Here is a 21,069-nt window from a genome sequence, read left to right as displayed (position 1 = left end):
CAATAAGCTAAAGTGGTTTTATATGTCTTGCGCTGCGGCGTTACCTCAGCTGGATAGAGGGTCTGACTACGAATCAGAACGTCATAGGTTCGAATCCTATACGCCGCACCAATTGAAATTGAAAGCCTCCGGCAACGGGGGCTTTTCTTTTATGGCAGCACCGCATGGATTCGAACCTCGGTCGAGGCACGAACAACTTAATTATCACTCCGTAAAATTTTTTTCTAATTGTCGCTTGACCCATCGGGGGCTCGCGTGCATAATAATCCGTGCGTTGCGGCGTTACCTCAGCTGGATAGAGGGTCTGACTACGAATCAGAACGTCATAGGTTCGAATCCTATACGCCGCACCAATTGACTTTAAAGCTCCCGGCGACGGGGGCTTTTCTTATATCGCGATGCGTCGAAGATCGCGCCAAGCCCTCCAAATGATTAAAAATCAAATTCGATAACTTTTTTTGAAAAAATGCTTGACCATTATTCAGTCTCTGTGCATAATAATCAACAAGTCGCGGCGTTACCTCAGCTGGATAGAGGGTCTGACTACGAATCAGAACGTCATAGGTTCGAATCCTATACGCCGCACCATTTGAGATTAAAGCTCCCGGCAACGGGGGCTTTTCTTTTACGTAAACACCGCATGGATTCGAACCTCGGTCGAGGCGCGGGCGTAAAGAAAACGCGGAGCGTTTTTAGCCCGCGGGCGAGCACGCCGGCAGGCGGGCGAAGCCGGTGCGGATCCGCGCAGCGGATGCGCGGAATCCTATACGCCGCACCATTTGAGATTAAAGCTCCCGGCAACGGGGGCTTTTCTTTTGCGCCAGCTTGAGTGCTTTTGTCCAAAGGGACGATTTCCTGTCGACTCGTGTAAGATTCCGAGTAGATGTCGCGACTTATTCGCGACCACTCCTTCTCAAGCGACCGATCAGGGTGATATTTCGTGGCAGAGCGTCCGACATACAAGCTCAGGTTTCTCGATCCCAAGAAGCGCTTTCCGGCGATGCCCGAGCAGCCTGCGGGACGCTCATATGGCGTGGTCTGGAAACTCTTTGGCGAGGATCAGCATGAATCTTGTTATGTCGTCGAATTCGTTGGCAAAAGCCATGTGTCGCTTTTGGGCTACGTAAGCGTTTCGGGTGAGGTGTACAAGGTGGACCGCCCCGTCAGCGAGGCTCCGCTGCCCAACGATCCCGACATGGAACTGGTCCTTGACGAGTCGGACTCCGGTATTGGTGAGATTATGGTGAGGGGAGCAAACGGCACGATGCGCGCGTGCGCGCGAACCGTCGGCTCTCCCGAAGGTCCCATGCGCGAACAGTCCGATCACGAGACATGGAATTCGACCCGCTCCCTTCCTTACGGTGAGTTCATGGCATCGATGTTCCTGCGCTACGTGATATTCGCTGACTCCGAAAATACCATTGCGAGCACGGCGGACGCCGACGGACTCGACGAGGGTGTGCAAAACGTTGTCGACAAGATCAAGCTCGTAAAGTTGCCCGAGCCGGTCGAGGTGTTTTTGGGCTTTAACACGACACCGCTACCTGACGCTATCGAGACGCTGCTCTACCGCGTTGACCATGCCGAGAATCCGAGCGGTATCGAGCGCTATGCCGCCGCCCTTATGAGTGAAATTGACTTGCCTCGCTTGCGCACCATCGCCGCTAAGTCCGAGATGAGCCTGGCTCGCATCGATCGCTCAAAGCTTTTCTATCTCAATTTTGATCGCAGCCTGCTGGACCAGGACGAGATTGACATGCTGCTTGCCATCGAGTGCCGTCTTAACCGTCTCTCCGGCATCCTTGAGCACATCGGGGCCGGATTGGTCCCTGCGGCATCCTCGCCGAGCCTTGAGGGCTGCGCGCTCTTTGATGCGTGGCATATCGCCAAGACGACCAACGATGTTCCCCGACTGCTTGATACGGCCTCGAGCGATAACCCGTGGGGCAAACCGGGTACGGTGGCTTGCCAGCCGGGCGGTGAGTGGGATGTGCGTACCCGCTTCGCGCGTATTGTCGAGGCACTTAACGTGGTCACGCGGCTCGACTATACCTATCGGGCAAACGTTGCCGAAGGGATCATGCTCGTTCGGTTTGGGCAGTCTGTCGTTGATGCCATGCCGCAACGTGAATACGACGCTCAAGATGACGCCTGGCGCGAGTTGGACGAGGACGCGCGTGCGATCTGGGCCGCGGAGCACGATGCGCGCGTGGCACTCACGCTTGCGGCAGCGTGTTTTGCCGCGGGCACCTGCATCACGCGCTGCTATGTGCAGATTGCTGCTCCCGACAGTGAGCAGGGCGAGCGCGTTGTTGCAACGTATTTCTTTGGGCGCGCGGCCTATCTGGCCGATTGCGTGCCTGTCGCCAAGGATCTTGAGAGTATAGACATGGACGATATGCCGTGCAGGCGTGTGCTTGAGGCATATGAGTCAACCGCTCCGGAGACGATTGAACCTGCGGAGGTTCATGCTCGTCCGCGTGATGACCATCGCATGCTGCCGCCGGCGCTGCGCGATCTGCTGCTTGCCGATACGGCTGACGAGCTGGAGGTCATGGAAGAGGACGACGACCCATACGTGGCCCGTGTTGTTGAATTGCGCGAGCAGGCAAAAGTCGACCGTACAGGTGCTTTTGAAGGCTTTTCCCGTCTTGTTGAGGAGTTGGAGGCTAAGTGCGCCGTCGCCGAGCTTTTGGCGACAGGTCCGGTTCAAACGCAGTTTTGCGATAACCAGCTGGTGCGCATGGTGCTACCGGTGTTGGAAGAAGACCGCTCTGTGCGAATCCTTCGTGCGCCCGATGCGCTGTACTTTGCCCAGCACGAGATCTGCAGCTTTTACGCCGAGCAAGAGGACTTTGAACGAGCACTGCCCGAGGTGCGCCATCTTTACGATCTGGCGCGCTCGTCCATGCAGTCGCACTTTGCGCTCATCAACGTGCTTGCGCGTCTGGAGCGCTTTGACGAGATTATCGAGGTGGCGCGCCACGGCCTACGTATTGCCAGCGATCGTTCTGCAATCGGCTACCTGTTCTATCGCTTGGCGTTTGCCTATTGGAATTGCGATCAGCTCGACCTGGCGCTGGCTTGTTACCGTCTGGTGCCGCGCGGCGAGGAGTCGGGCAGCAGCGCGCTGGAAGAAATGCAGGGCCTTATGAACGAGATGGGCGTCAGCGAGCCTCCGACGTTCGAGGAAGCGGTCGAGACCATCCACAAGGCTGGACTAGAGCTGCCGCCAGTGTCCGCCGTGACGAATCAGCTGGCAGATGCCGCTGTGCGACTGGTCGATAACGGTTTCTTTTTCCTGGCGCGCGGTTGCATCTTCCAAATGTGGCGCACCATGGGCAACGACGAGCTCGGCTCCCTCAACCGCTCGCTGGGGTAGGCGAAGCTTCCAAGGAAGAAAGGCTGCTAGGCAATTAGAAAATTTCCTCTTGCTCATCCTTGGCTGTTTGGTTACTATAGAACGGCTGTTACGGAGAGCTGACCGAGAGGCCGAAGGTGCTCGCCTGCTAAGCGAGTATGCCCCAAAAGGGCATCTGGGGTTCGAATCCCCAGCTCTCCGCCAGTATGACTTGAAAGAAGGGTCCCATTTGGGGCCCTTTTTTGTGCGGAGAAAGGAGGCTGGGGATTCGAACCCGAGAGGGCACGGGCGTTAAGCAAACGCGAAAGCGTTTGTAGCCCGTGGGCGAAAAGCCGCCAGGCTTTGAAGCCGGAGGGCATGCGCAGCATGCCCGGACATCCCCAGCTCTCCGCCAGTATGACTTGAAAGAAGGGTCCCATTTGGGGCCCTTTTTATTATCAAGAATGGCGGCTGGGGATTCGAACCCTCAAAAAAAGGAGGCATCCTTTCGGACGCCTCCTTTCAGTGGACTTATTATTCTTGCGCCCTACACCTCGGGCGCCTTGGCGACGGTCTCGCTTTCTGCCGTGAGCGGGCGGTTGTCGATGCGACGGCCCAAGCGATCGAGCTTCACGAGCAGCCATTCAATGGGATTCGGCCCTGCGCCTTCCTCGTCGGCAACCAGGTCCATGACGGCGATCTTGGTGCCGTCCTGCTTGAGCGTGACGCTACCCACCTTGTCGCCCACATGCACCGTGCCCGAAAGATCGTCGTAGCTAACCTTTTCGGTCACCTCGCCGGCAAGGGAAAACACGGTCGCTTGCGCCGTAGGATCGGCGAGTGTGGCGTCGATCGTCTTATCAGTCCAGTCGGTTTGACCGATGCGCGCCATAAGCGGGTTGCCGTTGGCGGTCTTTTCCTGCGTGTTGGCGATTGCGACCGTCACCTTGTGACCGTAGTACCAATTGGCAAGGGTTGCGGTATCGGTAAAGCGCTGGTCGGTGGTGGTGGAGTTCAAAACGACGGTGTAGATCTCGTCGCCATCGCGGTTGTAGGCACCCGTAAAGCAATAGCCTGCATCATCGGTAGTGCCGGTCTTGCCACCGATGTTGCCATCTTGGCCCAGCAAATAGTTATGCGTGTCCATGGAATGCGAATGGTCGGTGCCGTCGGCGCCCGTGACCTCGATCCAGGAATCTTCGCTCGCTACGACCTCGCGGATCGTGTCGTTTTTCATGGCCTCCTGCATCATCAGCGCTACGTCGTGTGCGGTTGAGTGCATATCGCCAGCCCACTCATCAAAGTCCAGACCATGCGGGTTTTCAAAAAGCGTACCGGTGCAGCCGAGCTTCTTAGCGCGCTCGTTCATGGCCTTCACAAAGGTTGCCTCGGCGTCTTTGGTCTTAGGGTCGATCTTCTTGCCTACATATTCGGCGAGCACGACGGCGGCGTCGTTGCCCGAGGGAATCATCAGGCCGCGCAGTGCCTGCTCCACGGTAAGCTCGTCGCCTTCGAGTAGGCCGGCTGTTGAATTGCCCACGGTGGCTGCGGCGTTGCTCACCGTGACCTTCTCGTCCATCTTGCAATTCTCGACGGTTAGGATTGCGGTCATGACCTTGGTGATCGAGGCAATCTTGACCTGCTCATCGGCGCCGCGGGCATAGTAGACGGTGCCGTCTTTGCCCATGACGAGGGCATTGGTCGCATCGATATCGGGCAGGTTTTCGGCCGTGATGCCGCGCGCATCGGCGGTTTTGCCGCAGACATTGTCGGTCGTGAGCACTTGGGCGCCGGCGACGGTGGGCACGCCAGCGGCAAGGGCGATAGCGCAGACAAAGCCGGCGGCAAGCTGGGCTGAGCGCTTTGCAAAAGAGATGAGGGACTTCACAGATTTCGCTTTCGACGGGATGGTCTCTTCTGGAACTAGAGTATATCGTTTGCCGGTGTCGGCGATCATCGCGTGCGTGCGTGGCCCACATCCGCGCCCGAACGGGCACAAGGGTGCTTAAGGCCGACTTAATCACCCACGCTTGTTGTGTGTGGCATGCGCCCCCTCGGGCATAATGGAGCGCGAGAGGAGCACGCATGAACGAGCGCATTTTGGTAGTTGATGACGAAAAGGCCATCGCCGACTTGGTTGGTATCTACCTTACAAAAGAAGGCTTTGACGTACAGGTCGCCTATAGCGGGGCCGATGCTGCCAAGGCAATCTTGGAGCAGGAGTTCGATCTGGCGCTGCTGGATGTCATGCTGCCCGATATCGATGGCTTTGAGCTGCTACGTACGATCCGTTCCAGCCATACCTATCCCGTGATCATGCTGACGGCGCGCGATGCCCAGCAAGACAAGATCGAGGGCCTTTCGCTTGGCGCGGACGATTATGTGGTCAAGCCGTTCCGTCCGCTTGAGCTCATCGCACGCGTGCACGCTCAGCTTCGTCGCTACACCAGCTACGGTAGCCGCGCGCAGGCGGCCGAGTCGCCGACCATCCAGCTCGACGGCCTTGAGATCAACCGCGATGCTCGTTCCGTGACAGTGGACGGTTCACCGGTTCGCCTCACGCCCATCGAGTATTCCATCTTGCTGTATCTGGTCGAGCATCGCGGCAGCGTGGTGGCCGTGGAGGACCTGTTCCGCGCGGTGTGGAACGAGGATTTTATGCCCGGCTCCAACAATACGGTGATGGTGCACATTCGCCACCTGCGCGAAAAGATCGGCGACGACGCTCAAAAGCCGCGCTTTATCAAAAACGTCTGGGGCGTCGGCTACATAATCGAATAACGCCTTTGATGGTGGGGAAGTGGATATGACAAAAGACGATAGGCGGGTATTCGAGGTGCCCGATCGACTCTTTGAATACGTAAGGGCGGTCGTTGACAACCGTGCGTTGGCGACGGTACTGCTCTTTATGCTGAGTCTGCTGCTCATCGGCATCGACAATATCGTTGGCATCCTGGCGGTGCTGCTCATTGGCTTTTTGCTGATCGATCGATTCGAAATCGTTCGCCGCTGCGTGGTAATCGGCGGTGCCGCGTGGACCCTTACGCTGGCGATCGGGGCCCTGGCGCTTGGCGGTATTCGCGAGCCCGTGTTCTTTGATGCCGGCTTTGTGTTCAACATGCTTGGCTTTGTGCTGGCACTTGCCGTGTGCGTCCTGTTCTTTTGCGGGCGTGCCCTGTACTACCAGGGTTATGAGCAGGGCGAGCAGCATGCCGACCGCGTGATCGCCGCCCGCATTCAGGACCGTCTGATCGATAACCCCGACACATGGGACAACATTGACGGCGACTTCCTCGAGGTCGAGGGCGCGCTCAACCGGGTGCGCGATTGCGAGCGTAGGGTTCAACAAGCCCTGCGTGACGAATCCCACCGCAAAGATGACCTGGTGACGTACCTGGCGCACGACCTGCGCACGCCGCTCGCCAGCGTGGTGGGCTACCTTTCGCTCTTGCAGGAGGCCCCCGATTTGCCGCTTGAGCAGCGCGCACGTTTTACGGGCGTGGCACTCGACAAGGCCCACCGGCTCGATGCGCTCATCGAGGAGTTCTTCGACATCACGCGCTTTGATTTCCACGATATCGTGCTCACCCGCAGCTACGTCGATTTAGGGCTCTTACTGGCACAGGTGGCCGACGAGTTCTATCCCATTCTCAACGAACAGCATAAAGAAGCCCAGGTTGATATCTGCGAGGATCTGACGGTGCTCGTGGACGGCGACAAGATGGCTCGCGTATTCAACAACATCATGAAAAACGCCGTTGCCTATAGCTATGAAGGCTCGATGATCACGATTGAGGCCAGGCGCCAAGACGATGGCGGCGTGCGCGTACGATTTATAAACCAGGGCGATCCGATCCCTGCGGCAAAGCTCAAGGTGATCTTTGAGAAGTTCTATCGCCTGGATGCGGCGCGTGCAACCAATCGCGGTGGCGCCGGTCTGGGCCTTGCTATTGCCAAGGAGATCATCGCGGCACACGGCGGTACCGTTGCATGTGAATCGACGCCCGAACACACGATATTCACCATCGAGCTGCCCGCCGCATAGCCAGCGTGCCCTTACAAACACTTGACAATGTGCTCACGTGCGTATGAGCCGCGATTCCTACTATCGATACTGCTGAATTGATATCGATATGGAGGTATGCGGTATGACGGCTGCTGCGGCTGTGGAGCCCACGGAGCTTGAAGAACTCATGGAAGCGCAGGCCGAGGCCGCGCATGAGCGCGAGGTTGGGGATGCGACTCGCCCCACGGCAGAGGATCTTGCCGCCTCGCCGACGCGCATCGATGTCGAGGGCCTCGACCTGTTCTATGGCGACCACCATGCGCTCAAGGACGTGAATATCAAGATCCGCGACAAGCAGATCACCTCGTTCATCGGGCCTTCGGGCTGCGGAAAGTCCACGTTGCTGCGCTGCTTTAACCGCATGAACGACGGCATCAAGGATTGCCGCATCGAGGGCAAGATCGCGCTCGATGGTCAAGATATCCTGGGCGATTACGACATCTGCCGTTTGCGCCAGCGCGTGGGCATGGTGTTCCAGCGCCCCAACCCGTTTCCCATGAGCATCTACGACAACGTCGCCTACGGTCCTCGCGGTATGGGTGTGCGCGAGCGCGCCGTGCTCGATGAGCTGGTCGAGGACTCCCTGCGTCGCGCTACCCTGTGGGACGAGGTCAAGGACAAGCTCAAGGAGTCGGGCCTGGGTCTTTCGGGTGGACAGCAGCAGCGCCTGTGCATCGCCCGCGCACTTGCCGTGCAGCCCGACATTCTGCTGATGGACGAGCCGACCTCGGCGCTCGACCCCGTGTCGACGCTCGTGGTGGAGCAGCTTGCCTGCGAGCTCAAGGAAACCTGCACGCTGGTGGTCGTGACGCACAACATGCAGCAGGCCGCGCGTATTTCCGATTCGGTTGCGTTCTTTTTGCTGGGTGAGCTGGTGGAGCACGCGCCTACCGCACAACTCTTCAAAAATCCGTCCGATCCGCGCACGGCGGATTATTTGACGGGGCGTTTTGGCTGACGCTGTCTTTTACAGGTGCTTTTAGGGTTAAGATGCGGTCATATCGGCCGCAAAGGGGTTCAACATGATCTATTACGTCGAGGACGATGACAACATCAGGGATTTGACGGTCTACGCGCTGCGCAAGCAGGGAATCGAGGCCGAGGGCTTTTCGTGCGATGGCGAGTTTAAGGCTGCCGTGGCGCGACGGGTGCCCGATGCTGTGCTGCTCGATATCATGCTGCCCGACACCGATGGCCTAGCGATTATGCGTCGCCTGCGTGCCGATCGCCTGACGGCGACGGTGCCCATCATGATGCTTACCGCCAAGGACACCGAGCTCGACAAGGTGATGGCGCTCGATGGCGGTGCCGACGATTACCTGACTAAGCCGTTTTCGCTCATGGAGCTTGCGAGCCGCTGCCGCGCACTGCTGCGTCGCGGCGGCATGGTCAAGCAGGCGAGCGATGTGCTCAGCGTGGGCGGCATCGTGCTCTCGCCCAGCCATCGCGAGGTGACCGTTGCCGGCGAGCCGCTTAAGCTCACCCTGCGCGAGTTCGACCTGCTCGAGTACCTCATGCGCAAGCCCGGCGTGGTCTTTACCCGCGAGTCGTTGCTGCAGAGCGTGTGGGGCTGGGACTTCGACGGCGGTTCGCGCACCGTTGACGTGCACGTGCAGACGCTTCGCCAAAAACTGGGCGAGCATGCCAGCGCCATCGAGACCGTGCGCGGCGTGGGCTATCGCCTGGCCGAGCCTTCTGCCGGTGATGGTGCCGAAGGCGACGACACCGCGGCCACCGCATCGGAGGAGTAACCCGTGGTCTTCGCCCCCCAGGGAAAACATACGCTGTCGCACCGCGTTTTTGTGACGATCTTTGTCTGCGCCATGGCGGTTATCGTGGCGTTTACGGTGCTGGGCGCGTTCTTTGTGCAAAACACTTTGGCGGATGCCACGAGTGCCAATCTGGCGCAGGAAACCGAGCTCATTGCTGCCGCCCTCGACGAGCAGCGGGAGCCCATCCCGTTCTTGCGAAGCCTCGATCGCGAGGACTTGCGCATCACGCTGATTAACAAGGATGGATCGGTTGCCTACGACAACGAGGCGTCGCCTTCCACACTGCCCAACCACGGCGATCGCCCCGAGGTCATCGAGGCCTTTGAGAATGGTTCGGGTTCCGCGGAGCGTGCAAGCTCTACGCTCGACGAGATTATGCTGTATCGCGCCGTCGTCCTTGATAACGGCCAGGTCGTTCGCTTGGCGCAGGCCCAGCCTGGCGTTGCGGCGATTTTGCTGTCGATGCTGGCGCCGATGCTGCTTATCGCAGCAGCGGGTGCAGTACTCTCGTTTTTTATGGCGCGCCGTGAGTCCCGTGCCATCATCGCGCCGTTACAAGAGGTGGATTTGGATCACCCACGCCGTAGCTATGAGCACGCCTATGCCGAGATGGTTCCCATGCTTGAGCGCATCGAGTCGCAGCGCCAGGAACTCAAGCGCCAAATGGCGGTGCTAGCGGACAACGACCGTATGCGCCGCGAGTTCACGGCGAATATCACCCATGAGCTCAAGACGCCGCTTACGGCGATTTCGGGCTATGCCGAGCTCATCGCAAATGGCATGGTCGAGGGCGAGGACGACCTGCGCAACTTTGGCGGTCGCATCTATCGTGAGGCGGGCCGCTTGGCAGCGCTTGTCAACGACATCCTTACGCTGTCTAACTTGGACGAGGCCGAACGTGCGACTGAAGGCGAGGCAGTGCCCATTGGTTCCACGGAGCCTATTGAGCTCTCGCGTGCGATCTACGCGGTTGAGCAGCGTCTTGAACAGGTCGCCCGTCAAGCGAATGTGACGATAAGTCATGAGACCAAGCCTGTGGTCATCGAAGGCGTGTCGCGCTTGATCGACGAGCTCATCTATAATCTGGCAAGCAACGCCATCCGCTACAATCGACCCGGCGGTACGGTTACGTTGCAGTGCGGCACCAACGACGAAGGCCATCCGTTCCTCGCTGTCGCCGACACGGGAATCGGTATCGCGCCTGAAGAACAGGGCAAGGTATTTGAGCGGTTCTATCGCGTGGACAAGAGTAGGTCCAAGGCACGCGGCGGAACCGGCCTGGGGCTTGCCATTGTCAAGCATGCGGCCCTGTATCATCACGCCACGCTCGATCTGTCGAGCGAGTTGGGCGTGGGAACCACCATTACGGTGACGTTTCCCATACAGCAGGAGGAGCCATTCGCATAGCGATACAACATAGATATTGATGTAGACGCCGCATTTGACTTTCGGGTGCGGCGTTGTTGTGCAATTTTACGATTGCTTCCGACATTTTTACAGGAGAGCCTGTTTCTTATGTATAGAGTTTGGTCTCGGTAAAAAGATGCGATAACATACGGACAGTTTTGTCAATCCGAACTGGGGAAATGAAAGGCAAGCTGCATGACCCTTCTCGAACTGTTCCAGCTGCTGAAGAAGCACCTCAAGCTGGTCATCACCCTTCCGGTGGTCTGCGCGATCGCCATGGGCATCGTGTCCTTCGTTGCGATGGACAACACCTATACCGCGACGACGAGCATGTACATTCTCGCCAAGACCGACGATAGCGGTCAGATGAGCTACAACGATCTCTCGGCGAGCCAGATGCTTTCCAACGATATCGCCACGCTGCTGGATAGCGATAGCGTTAAGAGCGGCGCCGCCAAAGAACTGGGCCTCACCGATCTGGATGACTACAAGGTGTCTGTTTCCTCCGAGACCACCACGCGTGTCATTACGCTTTCGGTTACCGGCACCGATGCCAAGGAGACGGCTGAGGTCGCAAAGGCCATTGCCAGCTCGGTGAGTACGGTCGCTCAGAACGTCGGCGCTGCCCAGAGCATCAACGTTATCGACGAGGCTAAGACCCCCGAAGCCCCCAGCGGCCCCAAGCGCACGCTGTATATTGCCGTCGCGTTCCTCGCCGGTATCTTTATCGCAGTTGCCTATGTCGTTTTGGCAGACATGCTCAATACCCGCATCCGCGGTGCCGAAGAGGCAGAAGAGCTCCTGGGTATTCCTGTTGTTGGCCGAATTCCGGCTATGAAAGGTGGTAAATAGGCATGGCTAAGGCAAAGAACACCGATAAGCTCGTTGTGCAGAATGCCGCCAAGACCCTTCTGGCCAACATCCGCTTTGCGAGCGTGGACGACCCCATTCGCACCATCACCGTTACCTCCTCGATTCCCAACGAGGGCAAGTCTACGGTTTCCATTAATCTTGCTCAGGCAATCGCCACGAGCGGCAAGAGTGTCCTGCTGGTCGAGGCTGATATGCGTCGCAGGTCCCTTGCCGATATGCTCGGCGTCCGCTCCCGCGGCGGACTCTATGCAGTCCTGTCCGAGCAGGTTTCTATCGACCAGGCGATTGTCGAGACAGGTCAGAAGAATTTCTACTTCCTCGATGCCGAGCCGCATATTCCCAATCCTGCCGACATCATCGTCTCCCATCGCTTTGCCAAGCTGGTCAAGGCACTGTCTGCTAAGTTCCAGTACGTCATCTTCGATGCTCCTCCGGTCGGCACCTTCATCGATGCTGCCGAGATTGCCAGCCTGACCGACGGCGCGCTGTTCGTGGTGCGTGAGGACTTTACCAAGCGCGAAGAGGCGCTCAACGCCATCGGTCAGCTTAAGAAGTCCGAGAAGGTCAAGCTCATCGGTACCGTCATGAATTACTGTGAGACCGAGACCAGCGAGTACTACTATTCTTACTACACCAAGGACGGTAAGAAGGTTAAGAAGGGCTCCGACGGTCAGGGCACTTCCAAAAAGGGCATCTTCACCAACCGAGCAAACGTTTAGTTGATTAGGGCCGACCTATGCGTGACATTCATTGCCATATCTTGCCGGGTGTAGACGACGGCGCCGCCGATCTCGATGAGAGCTTGGCGATGCTCGAGGCTGCCAAGCGGGCCGGTGTAACCAGAATCGTTTGCACTCCTCACTGCCGTGATCCCTATTTTGATTACGACAAGATGTGGGATGCCTTTGAGCTGCTGCGCGATAACGCTGACGGTTTTCCGCTCCAGATGGGCTTCGAGGTCAACCATCGAAAGCTCGTTGAACTTGGTATCGATGCCGCGGAGCACTTGCATTTCGATGGGACCAACGAGTTTCTGCTCGAGCTTTCGACGCATGCCGATGCGTATGCGTTTAGAGAATACGAGAACACGATTTACGATTTGCAGTGCCGTGGCTACCAGGTGATCATCGCTCATCCTGAGCGCTATCGTGCGGTTCAAAAGGATGTAAGCGTGGCGGAACGCCTGGTCGATATGGGCTGCAAGCTGCAGGCTTCGGCGGACTTTATTGCCGGTGGTCGCTTTGGTCGCGAAAAAAAGCCGGCCCAGCGCCTGTTCGATCAGAACCTGTACAGCTTCATCGCGAGCGATGCCCATAACGTGGGTCATTACGACTGCCTGGCGAAGGCTCGCGCGAAGTTTAGCGTGCGCGGAGCTCATTTTCGCTAAAATCTGTCCCTAACGTTCTCATTGAATGAAAGGGCAGCCATGGATATCCAACTTAAGACGGGATGCTTTGATGACGCGGCGTTGGTGCGCCGCGTCGTTTTTATGGACGAGCAGGGCTACGAGAATGAGTTCGACGCTATCGACGAGGACCCGAACTGCATTCATGTGACGCTCTATGTAGACGGCGAGCTTGCCGGTTGCTCGCGCGTGTTTCCCGAAGAGCTTGAGCGCGCGGCTGACGCAGAGGCTCCGGTGTCGCCGGCGTGCGACTTGGACGAAGGCGTCGCAGCGGGGGAGACCTACATTATGGGGCGCGTCGCCGTGCTGCCGGCTATGCGTCGTCGTGGTTTGGCGAGCAAGATTGTCGAGGCCAGTGATACCGCCGCGCGTGATGCCGGCGCCAAGCTCATTAAGCTGCACGCGCAGGAATACGTGCTGCCGCTCTATGCCAAGGCGGGTTACACGCAGATTGCCCCAGTGGACTATGAGGATGAAGGCCAGCCCCATGCCTGGATGGCCAAACGGGTCGAGGGTGACAGATAGGGACGTTCCTTTTCTGCCGGCAGTTGGGGATACTCCTTGGCAATTGGCGCATCAGAGCGTTTGGACATACAGTTTTTCGATTCCGTATGTATATATGCGCGCTAATGGGTTATAAAATCTAAGTCTGAACATAGCAGGTCTGCGATGCGGCTCGGGCAACCGGGCCGTTTTTGCGGACGGGGGTAGCGCGAAAGGACTGCACATGCGTCAATTTAAGACCGAGAGCAAAAAACTGCTCGACCTCATGATCAACTCCATTTACACCAATAAGGAAATCTTCCTGCGCGAGCTTATCTCCAACGCGAGCGATGCCGTCGACAAGCTCAACTTTAAGAGCCTTCAGGATCCGAGTGTCAAGCTCGACCAGGGCGACCTGGCCATTCGTGTCTCCTTTGATAAGGATGCCCGTACCATCACAATTTCGGATAACGGTATCGGCATGACCGCCGAGGAGCTCGAGCGCAACCTGGGCACCATCGCCCATTCCGGCTCCGAGGAGTTTAAGACCGAGAACGCCGAGCAGCAGGGCTCCGATGTCGACATCATCGGCCAGTTTGGCGTGGGCTTCTACTCGGCCTTTATGGTCGCCAGCCACGTGAAGGTCGTCAGCCGCGCTTATGGCGAGGATACCGCCCACGTTTGGGAGTCCGACGGTCTTGAGGGCTACACCATCGAGGATGGCGAGCGTGCTGAGCACGGTACCGATGTCATTCTGACACTGCGTGAGAACGAGAAACTCGACGCCGACGGCGAGGCCGAGACCTACGATCGCTTCCTGACCGAGTGGGGCCTCAAGAGCCTGATTCAGCAGTACAGCAACTATGTGCGCTACCCGATTCAGATGATGGTGAGCAAGAGCCGCCAGAAGCCCAAGCCCGAGGACGCCGGCGACGACTACAAGCCCGAGTACGAGGACTACCAGGAGCTCGAGACCATCAACTCCATGACGCCGATCTGGAAAAAGCGCAGCTCCGACGTTGAGCAGAAGGATTACAACGAGTTCTACAAGTCCACGTTCCACGACTTTGACGATCCCGCGCGCACTATCAGTTTCCATGCCGAGGGTACGCTTGAGTACGATGCACTGCTGTTTGTGCCGGGTCGCGCCCCGTTCGATCTGTACAGCAAGGACTACGAGAAGGGCCTGGCGCTCTACAGCTCTAACGTGCTGATTATGGAGAAGTGCGACGACCTGCTGCCCGACTACTACAACTTTGTGCGCGGTGTCGTGGACTCTGCCGACGTGACGCTCAATATTTCGCGTGAGACGCTGCAGCAGAATCGTCAGCTCAAGGCCATTGCCAAGCGTGTCGAGAAGAAGATCACCGCCGATCTCGAGGACATGCGCGACAACGACCGCGAGGCATACGAGAAGTTCTTTGAAAACTTTGGTCGCGGTCTTAAGTACGGCATCTACTCGAGCTACGGCATGAAGGCCGACGAGCTCGCCGACCTGCTGCTGTTCTGGTCTGCCAAGGAGCAGAAGATGATCACCCTTGCCGAGTATGCCAAGGGCATGCCCGAGGGCCAGAAGGCAATCTACTATGCCGCCGGCGATTCGCGCGAGCGTCTGGCCAAGATGCCCGTCGTGAAGGGCGTGCTCGACCGCGGTTACGATGTACTGCTGCTGACGCAGGACGTGGATGAGTTCACCTTCCAGGCCATGCGTGAGTACGTGGCTGCCGATATGCCCAAGGTCTACGAGGATGACGCTGCTCGCGAGGCTGCTGAGAAGGCAGTTGCCGATGGCGCTGAGCCTGAGGTCGAGGATCGTCACCTGGAGCTTAAGAACGTCGCGACCGGCGATCTTGACTTGGCGACCGATGACGAGAAGAAGGAGGCCGAGGACGCCACCAAGGAGAACGAGGACCTCTTTAACGCCATGAAGGAGGCGCTCGGCGACAAGGTCGAGAAGGTTGCCGTCTCTGCGCGTCTGACTGACGCCCCCGCCTGCATCACCACCGAGGGCCCGCTTTCGCTCGAGATGGAGAAAGTGCTTCAGAAGGGCCCCGAGGGCGCGCCCGACGGCATGCCTAAGAGCCAGCGCGTGCTCGAGCTCAACGCCAAGCACCCGGTCTTCGCCAAGCTCGTCGCTGCCCAGAAGGCGGGCGACGCCGACAAGATCAAGCAGTACTCCGGCTTGCTCTACGACCAGGCCCTGCTCGTCGAGGGCATCCTCCCCGAGGACCCCGTAGCCTTCGCCGCGGCCATTTGTAATCTTATGTAACTTGGTTCCGCCGTTCTAACGAACGCCGTAGCTAGTTAGTAGAACGAGAGAGGAAAATCTCCCACATTGAGCCTGTATTTGGGCAAAAAGTGGGAGATTTTCCTCTCTCGATGTGTAGGTACGCATTTGGCACTTGGTTGCTTGCTAGTTTGTGCGGGTTGTGGTTTTGGGAGCTGCGGGAATTTAAGATACTGTACAACTGTACGTTAACTCATCTTCGTAGTATATTGCTACCCGCAAAACTCAGCACCATTGCGCCGTGACACGCTAAAGTGCCCCCGTACAATGGTTGTTAATAGCATGATTCGGCTAAACGACAGGATGGATGGTCCAAGCGTGAGTCTCGGCAGCAAACTATCCGATGCAAAGGTTTCCTTTGCAATCTTTAAACGCGACATCAAGCGATTGATCGTGAACCCCGTCGCCCTGGTGGTTACCCTGGGCGTGTGCGTCATTCCCTCGCTGTATGCCTGGTACAACATCGTTGCCAACTGGGATCCGTACGGAAATACCCAAGGCATTAAAATCGCCATCGCAAACAACGATCAGGGCACCCAGAACGACCTAGTGGGCGAGCTCAACGCAGGCGATAAGGTGGTCGACCAGCTCAAGAAGAACGACCAGCTTGGCTGGACCTTCGTCGACTCGGCGGCAGATGCCAAAGAGGGCGTCGAAAGCGGCGAATACTATGCTGCCATCGTGATTCCCAAGAACTTCTCTGACAATCTCGTCTCGATGCTCGACGGCAATTACCATCAGCCGAAGCTCACCTATTACGTCAACGAGAAAAAGAGCGCCATTGCGCCCAAGGTTACCGATACCGGTGCCAACACCATCGAGGAGCAGATAAACTCGGAATTTGTCTCTACGGTGGGCGAGACCGTTGCCGGCATTGCCAAGGATGCCGGAGTCGATCTAAAGGACAAGGCAACCCAGACGCAGGATTCGCTGGCAAGCTCGGTGTCCGAGGCATCCGATACCTTGGGCGAGGTACGTGATTCCATCGGCGACATGAACACCGCCATCGACAAGACGAGCAGCTCGATTGCTTCGGCCGATGCTGCGCTGGCGGGCCTGCAGGGGCAGGCGCCTTCGCTAACGCAGGCAATCGCTCAGGGTAATGATCTGCTGGGCGAAGCTCGCACCACGGCTGGCAAGTCCATCACCTCGCTCTCCAAGGCACTTTCGGAGGGCAGCCTTGCGCTAACCAAGACGTCGGCTTCCGCGAATGCTGCCATCGGCAAGTTGACGGGCACGGTCACATCTACGACCACCCGCATCGACAACTCGCTCGAGTCTCTCCAGGCAACGATCGATCACAACACCGCAGTTATCGGCCACCTGCAGATTCTTGCCGGCGATACCTCGACGGGATCGGATCAGATCGACGCACTGATCGCCTCGACGATCGATACGCTCAAGAAGCAGAACGACCAGCTGCAGAGTATCAAGAACAGTCTGTCCGCGCAGTCGAGCGCCATGGCAAATGATGCCGCGGCTGTCTCGGGTGCCAGCGACGCTATCAATAACGCAATTCAGACCGGGGCGACCAACCTTGGCCAGGCCCAGGCAGATCTGGGTCAAAACGCGCTGCCGAAGGCTTCGAGCGCGCTTGACTCCTTTGCCGCCGTTTCGGGCGATTTGACCGGCATTGTGTCGGGTATGACCCCCACGATAGCGAGCGCGCGCGGCACGCTGGCGCAGCTCGACGCCACGCTCAAGCAGGCAAAGACCACGCTGTCCCAAACCGACGCCTCCCTTGCCAAGGTTCAGGACAAGCTCGCGACCGCCGCCAATGACATCGCGGCGCTGCAGACCTCTGAGTCTATGGGCGAGTTAGCCGACCTCATGGACGTCGACGTCAATGACGTGGCAGATTTCATGGCATCTCCGGTTGAGCTGACATCCAAGTCAATCTATCCGGTCAAGAGCTTTGGCTCGGGCATCGCGCCCTTCTACACCAATCTGGCGCTGTGGGTAGGCGGCTATGTGCTCATCGCTATCTACAAACTCGAGGTCGACCGCGAGGGCATCGGTAGCTTTACGGCGCGTCAGGGCTACTTCGGCCGCTGGCTGCTGCTGGTGATCCTGGGCGCGTTCCAGGCCATTATCGTTACGGTAGGCGACCTGGTCATTGGCGTTCAGTGCGTCAATCCGCTGCTCTTTGTGCTGGGCGGCATCGCTATCTCGTTCACCTACGTCAACATCATCTATGCGCTGTCCACCACCTTTAAGCATATCGGTAAAGCCATTGGCGTCATCCTCGTCATTGTGCAGATCCCCGGCTCGTCGGGCATGTATCCCATCGAGATGATGCCAGGTTTCTTCCAATGGCTGCATCCGCTGCTGCCCTTCACCTATGGCATCAACCTGCTGCGCGAGACCGTCGGTGGCATGTATTCGTTCAACTACCTGTTCAACCTGTGCATCCTGGGCGTGTTCCTTATCATCGCGCTCTTTATCGGTCTGCAGCTGCGCCCGTTGCTGCTCAACCTCAACCTGCTCTTTGATAAGCAGCTTTCCACGACGGGCCTTATGATCTGCGAGTCCAACGACCTGCCGCGCCAGCGCTATTCGCTGCGCACGGCCATGCGCGTCATGCTCGATTCGGATTCGTACCGTCGCGAGCTGCTCGATCATGCCGTGGCGTTTGAGCATCGCTACCCGTACTACATCAAGGGCGGTTTTGCCGCCGTGGTAGGCGTCCAGGTCCTGCTCTTTGTGCTTTCGACGGTGCTCGATATCGACAATAACGGAAAGATCATCCTACTCGTTATCTGGATCATTTCGGTTATCGCCATCTGCGGCTGGCTCATCAACATCGAGTACATCCGTGCGAGCCTTAATACCCAGATGCGTATCTCGGCGCTTTCGGACGAGGATCTTCGCCGCGAGATGCGCGAGCACACGGCTGCCATCCCTGCTGCCCGTCGCATGTTTGGTCTCAACGCCAGCGAGCGGGGCACCAAGGACAGCGAACAGCCCACGAGCCGTCTGCCGCATATCGGTGCGCATCGTAAGGCTCAAGATGCCGACGGCGTTGACAACGTAAACGGAAACGACGGGGATACCACCCCGCTCGGCAAGCACTCCAAAGGAGGTGAGGCATAAATGAAGAACATCCTGCACCTGTTTAAGCGTGATGTCCAAAACGTGTCTCGCTCCGTGATCGGCATGGTCGTCGTGATGGGCCTGATCATCGTTCCGTGTCTCTATGCATGGTTTAACATCGCCGGCAGCTGGGATCCCTACGGCAATACCGGCAACCTTAAGATTGCAGTGGTCAACACCGACGAGGGTTACGAGAGCGATCTGATTCCCGTCGAGGTCAACGTGGGCGAAAACGTAACCGCCACTCTGCGCGGCAACGAGAACTTTGACTGGGTCGTTCTCAACGACCGCGATAAGGCGATTGAGGGCGTTAAGTCGGGCGCGTACTACGCTGCCGTCGTTATCCCTAAGACGTTTAGCGCCGACATGATGACGCTCTTTTCGACCGACGTGAAGCACGCCGATATCGAGTTCTACGAGAACCAGAAGGCCAACGCCATCGCGCAGATCGTGACCGAGAAAGGCTCGAGCGCCGTCCAGAGTCAGGTCAACGAGACCTTTACCGAAACCATTACGAGCATCGGTCTTAAAACCGTGTCCAGCCTGCTCGACTATATGAGCACCGACCAGGTGAGCAACTTTATCGCCAATCTGTCCTCTACGCTGGGCGATTCGGTCCAGGACCTGCAGGACATTCAGACCAGCGCAACGTCGCTGGCGGGCGTTTTGAGCTCCACGTCCGATTCGCTGACGTCGGCGGGCGGTATGCTCAAGCAGACGGGCACTGTTGATGAGTCGACGAAGCAGCTGATGGAGCACGCAAAGAACGGTGTGAGCGATTCCGAGGAAGCGCTCAAGGCAGCCAACGACGCCATCAACACCGCGATCGACGGAAGCGCGGGCTCATTCGACAACGTGTCTACCGAGCTTGCGAAGGCGTTTGACGCCGCGAACCAGCATGTCGACGTTACGGTGACCCAGCTCAACAAAGCCGCGTCGGCACTCGAATCGCGTGCCAACGATATCGATGACGTGGCTAACCAGCTTCGCAGTTTTGCCGAGCAGGTGAGTGACGAAAAGCTCCAGGACAGTCTTAAGTCTGTGGCGACATCGCTGGGCAGGATCGCGACGGAGTATCGCAACAACGCCAAGGACCTGAAGGCAACCGCAAAGTCCCTCTCGGACAGCATGGCAGAGGTTAACAAGTCGCGTGCCGAGGTCGATCAGGCAATCGCGGATGCCAAGGCTGGTATCTCGGGCGCCAAGACTGACTACGACTCTACGTTTTCGGTCAAGGCCAAAGAACTCAAGAAGACTATTTCGGGCGTTTTGGATTCGCTCAACGGTATCTCGGGCGATCTGGATAGTGCCGTAGACGGTCTGACCGACGCATCCGGTTCGCTGGCAAAGGGCCTCTCCAAGGCTGCAAAGCTGGTCAACAAAGCTTCCGATCAGCTGGGTGAGGCGTCGGACAAGATTAGCGCTTTCAAGGACGAGCTCGACGGTGCCCTTATGTCGGACGATCTGGCCACGATCAAGACGATGATCGGTAATGATCCCGAGGGTTTGGCCGTGTCGCTTTCCGGCCCCGTCGCGCTCGACCGCAAGCCGGTCTATCCGATCCGCAACTACGGTTCGGCCATGGCGCCGTTCTACACGATTCTGTCGCTGTGGGTCGGCTCGATCGTACTGGCGGCCATGATGAAGGTCTCGGTTGACGATGAGCTCATCAACGAGCTCATCCCCGTGCGCCTGCACGAGATCTACCTGGGTCGCTACCTGTTCTTTGGCGGTTTGGCCCTGCTGCAGGCGACGCTCGTGTGCGCGGGCGACATCCTGTTCTTTGGCATTCAGTGCGACAACCCACTGCAGTTTGTGCTGGCGGGCTGGGTTACGAGTCTCGTGTTCTCCAATATCGTCTACACGCTTACGGTGTCGTTTGGCGATATCGGCAAGGCGCTCGCTGTCGTGCTGTTGGTCATGCAGGTCGGCGGTTCGGGCGGCACGTTCCCCATCGAGATGACCGGCCCTGTGTTCCAGGCGATCTATCCGTTCCTGCCGTTCACCCACGGCATCAACGCCATGCACGCTGCCATGGCCGGTGCCTACCATATGGAGTACTGGATTGAGCTGGGTATCTTGGCGAGCTATCTGATTCCGTCGCTGGCCCTGGGCGTCGTCTTCCGCCGCCCGGTCATCAAAGCCAACGACTGGATCATCGAAAAGCTGGAGTCGACCAAATTGATTTAATACAGCTACGTAAACGCCGCCGGAACATCGAGGTCTTCCAACCCGATGCTTTAGCGTAGTGAATTGCATGGGCTGCTTGATTGTTGCTACAGTAGCGGGGCGTGCCGGGGGTCCGGCGCGTCCCGTTTTTATTTGACCATGAGGCGGCACGCA

Annotated in this window: 14 protein-coding genes and 4 tRNA genes; 17 read left to right on the top strand and 1 reads right to left on the bottom strand. The window is 58.0% G+C overall.

The genetic code is table 11. The features are described from left to right. Positions 1-34 precede the first annotated feature (34 nt). The 5 genes from DXC99_RS01005 to DXC99_RS00985 all read left to right on the top strand — a co-directional run bounded on the left by DXC99_RS01005 (position 35) and on the right by DXC99_RS00985 (position 3,565). Positions 35-111, top strand: a tRNA-Arg gene (locus tag DXC99_RS01005). A gap of 165 nt (positions 112-276) precedes the next feature. Next, positions 277-353: transfer RNA gene (locus DXC99_RS01000), tRNA-Arg, on the top strand. Between the two features lie 158 nt (positions 354-511). Next, positions 512-588, top strand: a tRNA-Arg gene (locus DXC99_RS00995). Between the two features lie 352 nt (positions 589-940). Then, entirely contained in the window at positions 941-3,382 is a 2,442-nt protein-coding gene (locus DXC99_RS00990) for a lipopolysaccharide assembly protein LapB (RefSeq protein ID WP_117628980.1), read from the top strand. 92 nt (positions 3,383-3,474) lie between these two features. After that, positions 3,475-3,565 (top strand) — tRNA-Ser (locus tag DXC99_RS00985). 322 nt (positions 3,566-3,887) lie between these two features. On the opposite strand, the gene DXC99_RS00980 is transcribed toward DXC99_RS00985, so the two are convergent. Continuing rightward, complete coding sequence (locus DXC99_RS00980) at positions 3,888-5,228, bottom strand: D-alanyl-D-alanine carboxypeptidase family protein (RefSeq protein WP_158551569.1); 1,341 nt, start codon at positions 5,226-5,228, stop codon at positions 3,888-3,890. A gap of 197 nt (positions 5,229-5,425) precedes the next feature. Between DXC99_RS00980 and DXC99_RS00975 the strand changes: the two genes are divergently transcribed. From DXC99_RS00975 to DXC99_RS00920, 12 genes are all read left to right on the top strand, one after another. Continuing rightward, entirely contained in the window at positions 5,426-6,121 is a 696-nt protein-coding gene (locus tag DXC99_RS00975; protein ID WP_117628978.1) for a response regulator transcription factor, read from the top strand. A 25-nt stretch (positions 6,122-6,146) separates the two neighbouring features. After that, positions 6,147-7,385 carry a sensor histidine kinase KdpD gene (locus DXC99_RS00970; protein ID WP_117628977.1) on the top strand — a complete coding sequence of 413 codons (1,239 nt, stop codon included), beginning with the start codon at positions 6,147-6,149 and terminating at the stop codon, positions 7,383-7,385. 103 nt (positions 7,386-7,488) lie between these two features. Further along, the gene (pstB, locus tag DXC99_RS00965) at positions 7,489-8,364 is read left to right on the top strand and encodes a phosphate ABC transporter ATP-binding protein PstB (protein WP_199408832.1); all 876 of its coding nucleotides are present in this window, start codon (positions 7,489-7,491) and stop codon (positions 8,362-8,364) included. A gap of 64 nt (positions 8,365-8,428) precedes the next feature. After that, positions 8,429-9,157, top strand: coding sequence for a response regulator transcription factor (locus tag DXC99_RS00960; RefSeq protein WP_117628976.1), 729 nt, complete (start codon positions 8,429-8,431; stop codon positions 9,155-9,157). Positions 9,158-9,160: 3 nt separating this feature from the next. Continuing rightward, positions 9,161-10,585 carry a cell wall metabolism sensor histidine kinase WalK gene (locus tag DXC99_RS00955; RefSeq protein ID WP_117628975.1) on the top strand — a complete coding sequence of 475 codons (1,425 nt, stop codon included), beginning with the start codon at positions 9,161-9,163 and terminating at the stop codon, positions 10,583-10,585. A gap of 195 nt (positions 10,586-10,780) precedes the next feature. After that, positions 10,781-11,437: a YveK family protein gene (locus DXC99_RS00950; RefSeq protein WP_055250503.1), complete on the top strand. Its 657-nt coding sequence runs from the start codon at positions 10,781-10,783 to the stop codon at positions 11,435-11,437. A 2-nt stretch (positions 11,438-11,439) separates the two neighbouring features. After that, on the top strand, positions 11,440-12,177 hold the full coding sequence (locus DXC99_RS00945) for a CpsD/CapB family tyrosine-protein kinase (protein WP_117628974.1): 738 nt from the start codon (positions 11,440-11,442) through the stop codon (positions 12,175-12,177). A 17-nt stretch (positions 12,178-12,194) separates the two neighbouring features. Further along, a complete protein-coding gene (locus DXC99_RS00940; RefSeq protein ID WP_022094060.1) occupies positions 12,195-12,845 on the top strand; it encodes a tyrosine-protein phosphatase in 651 nt (216 codons plus the stop codon). Positions 12,846-12,884: 39 nt separating this feature from the next. Further along, positions 12,885-13,388, top strand: a complete 504-nt coding sequence (locus DXC99_RS00935; protein ID WP_117628973.1) for a GNAT family N-acetyltransferase — start codon at positions 12,885-12,887, stop codon at positions 13,386-13,388. A 202-nt stretch (positions 13,389-13,590) separates the two neighbouring features. Next, a complete protein-coding gene (gene htpG, locus DXC99_RS00930; RefSeq protein ID WP_117628972.1) occupies positions 13,591-15,615 on the top strand; it encodes a molecular chaperone HtpG in 2,025 nt (674 codons plus the stop codon). 336 nt (positions 15,616-15,951) lie between these two features. Further along, positions 15,952-18,726 (top strand): YhgE/Pip domain-containing protein, encoded by a 2,775-nt coding sequence (locus DXC99_RS00925; protein WP_233505635.1) that lies wholly within the window; start codon positions 15,952-15,954, stop codon positions 18,724-18,726. Further along, positions 18,727-20,916, top strand: a complete 2,190-nt coding sequence (locus DXC99_RS00920) for a YhgE/Pip domain-containing protein (RefSeq protein WP_117628970.1) — start codon at positions 18,727-18,729, stop codon at positions 20,914-20,916. It abuts the gene before it with no gap. The last annotated feature ends 153 nt before the right edge of the window (positions 20,917-21,069 follow it).

Source organism: Collinsella sp. TF10-11AT, assembly GCF_003437565.1.
In the GTDB taxonomy this organism is placed as follows: Bacteria; Actinomycetota; Coriobacteriia; order Coriobacteriales; family Coriobacteriaceae; genus Collinsella.
Note: the sequence above shows the minus strand (reverse complement) of the source record. Positions and strands in the feature narration are given on the sequence as shown.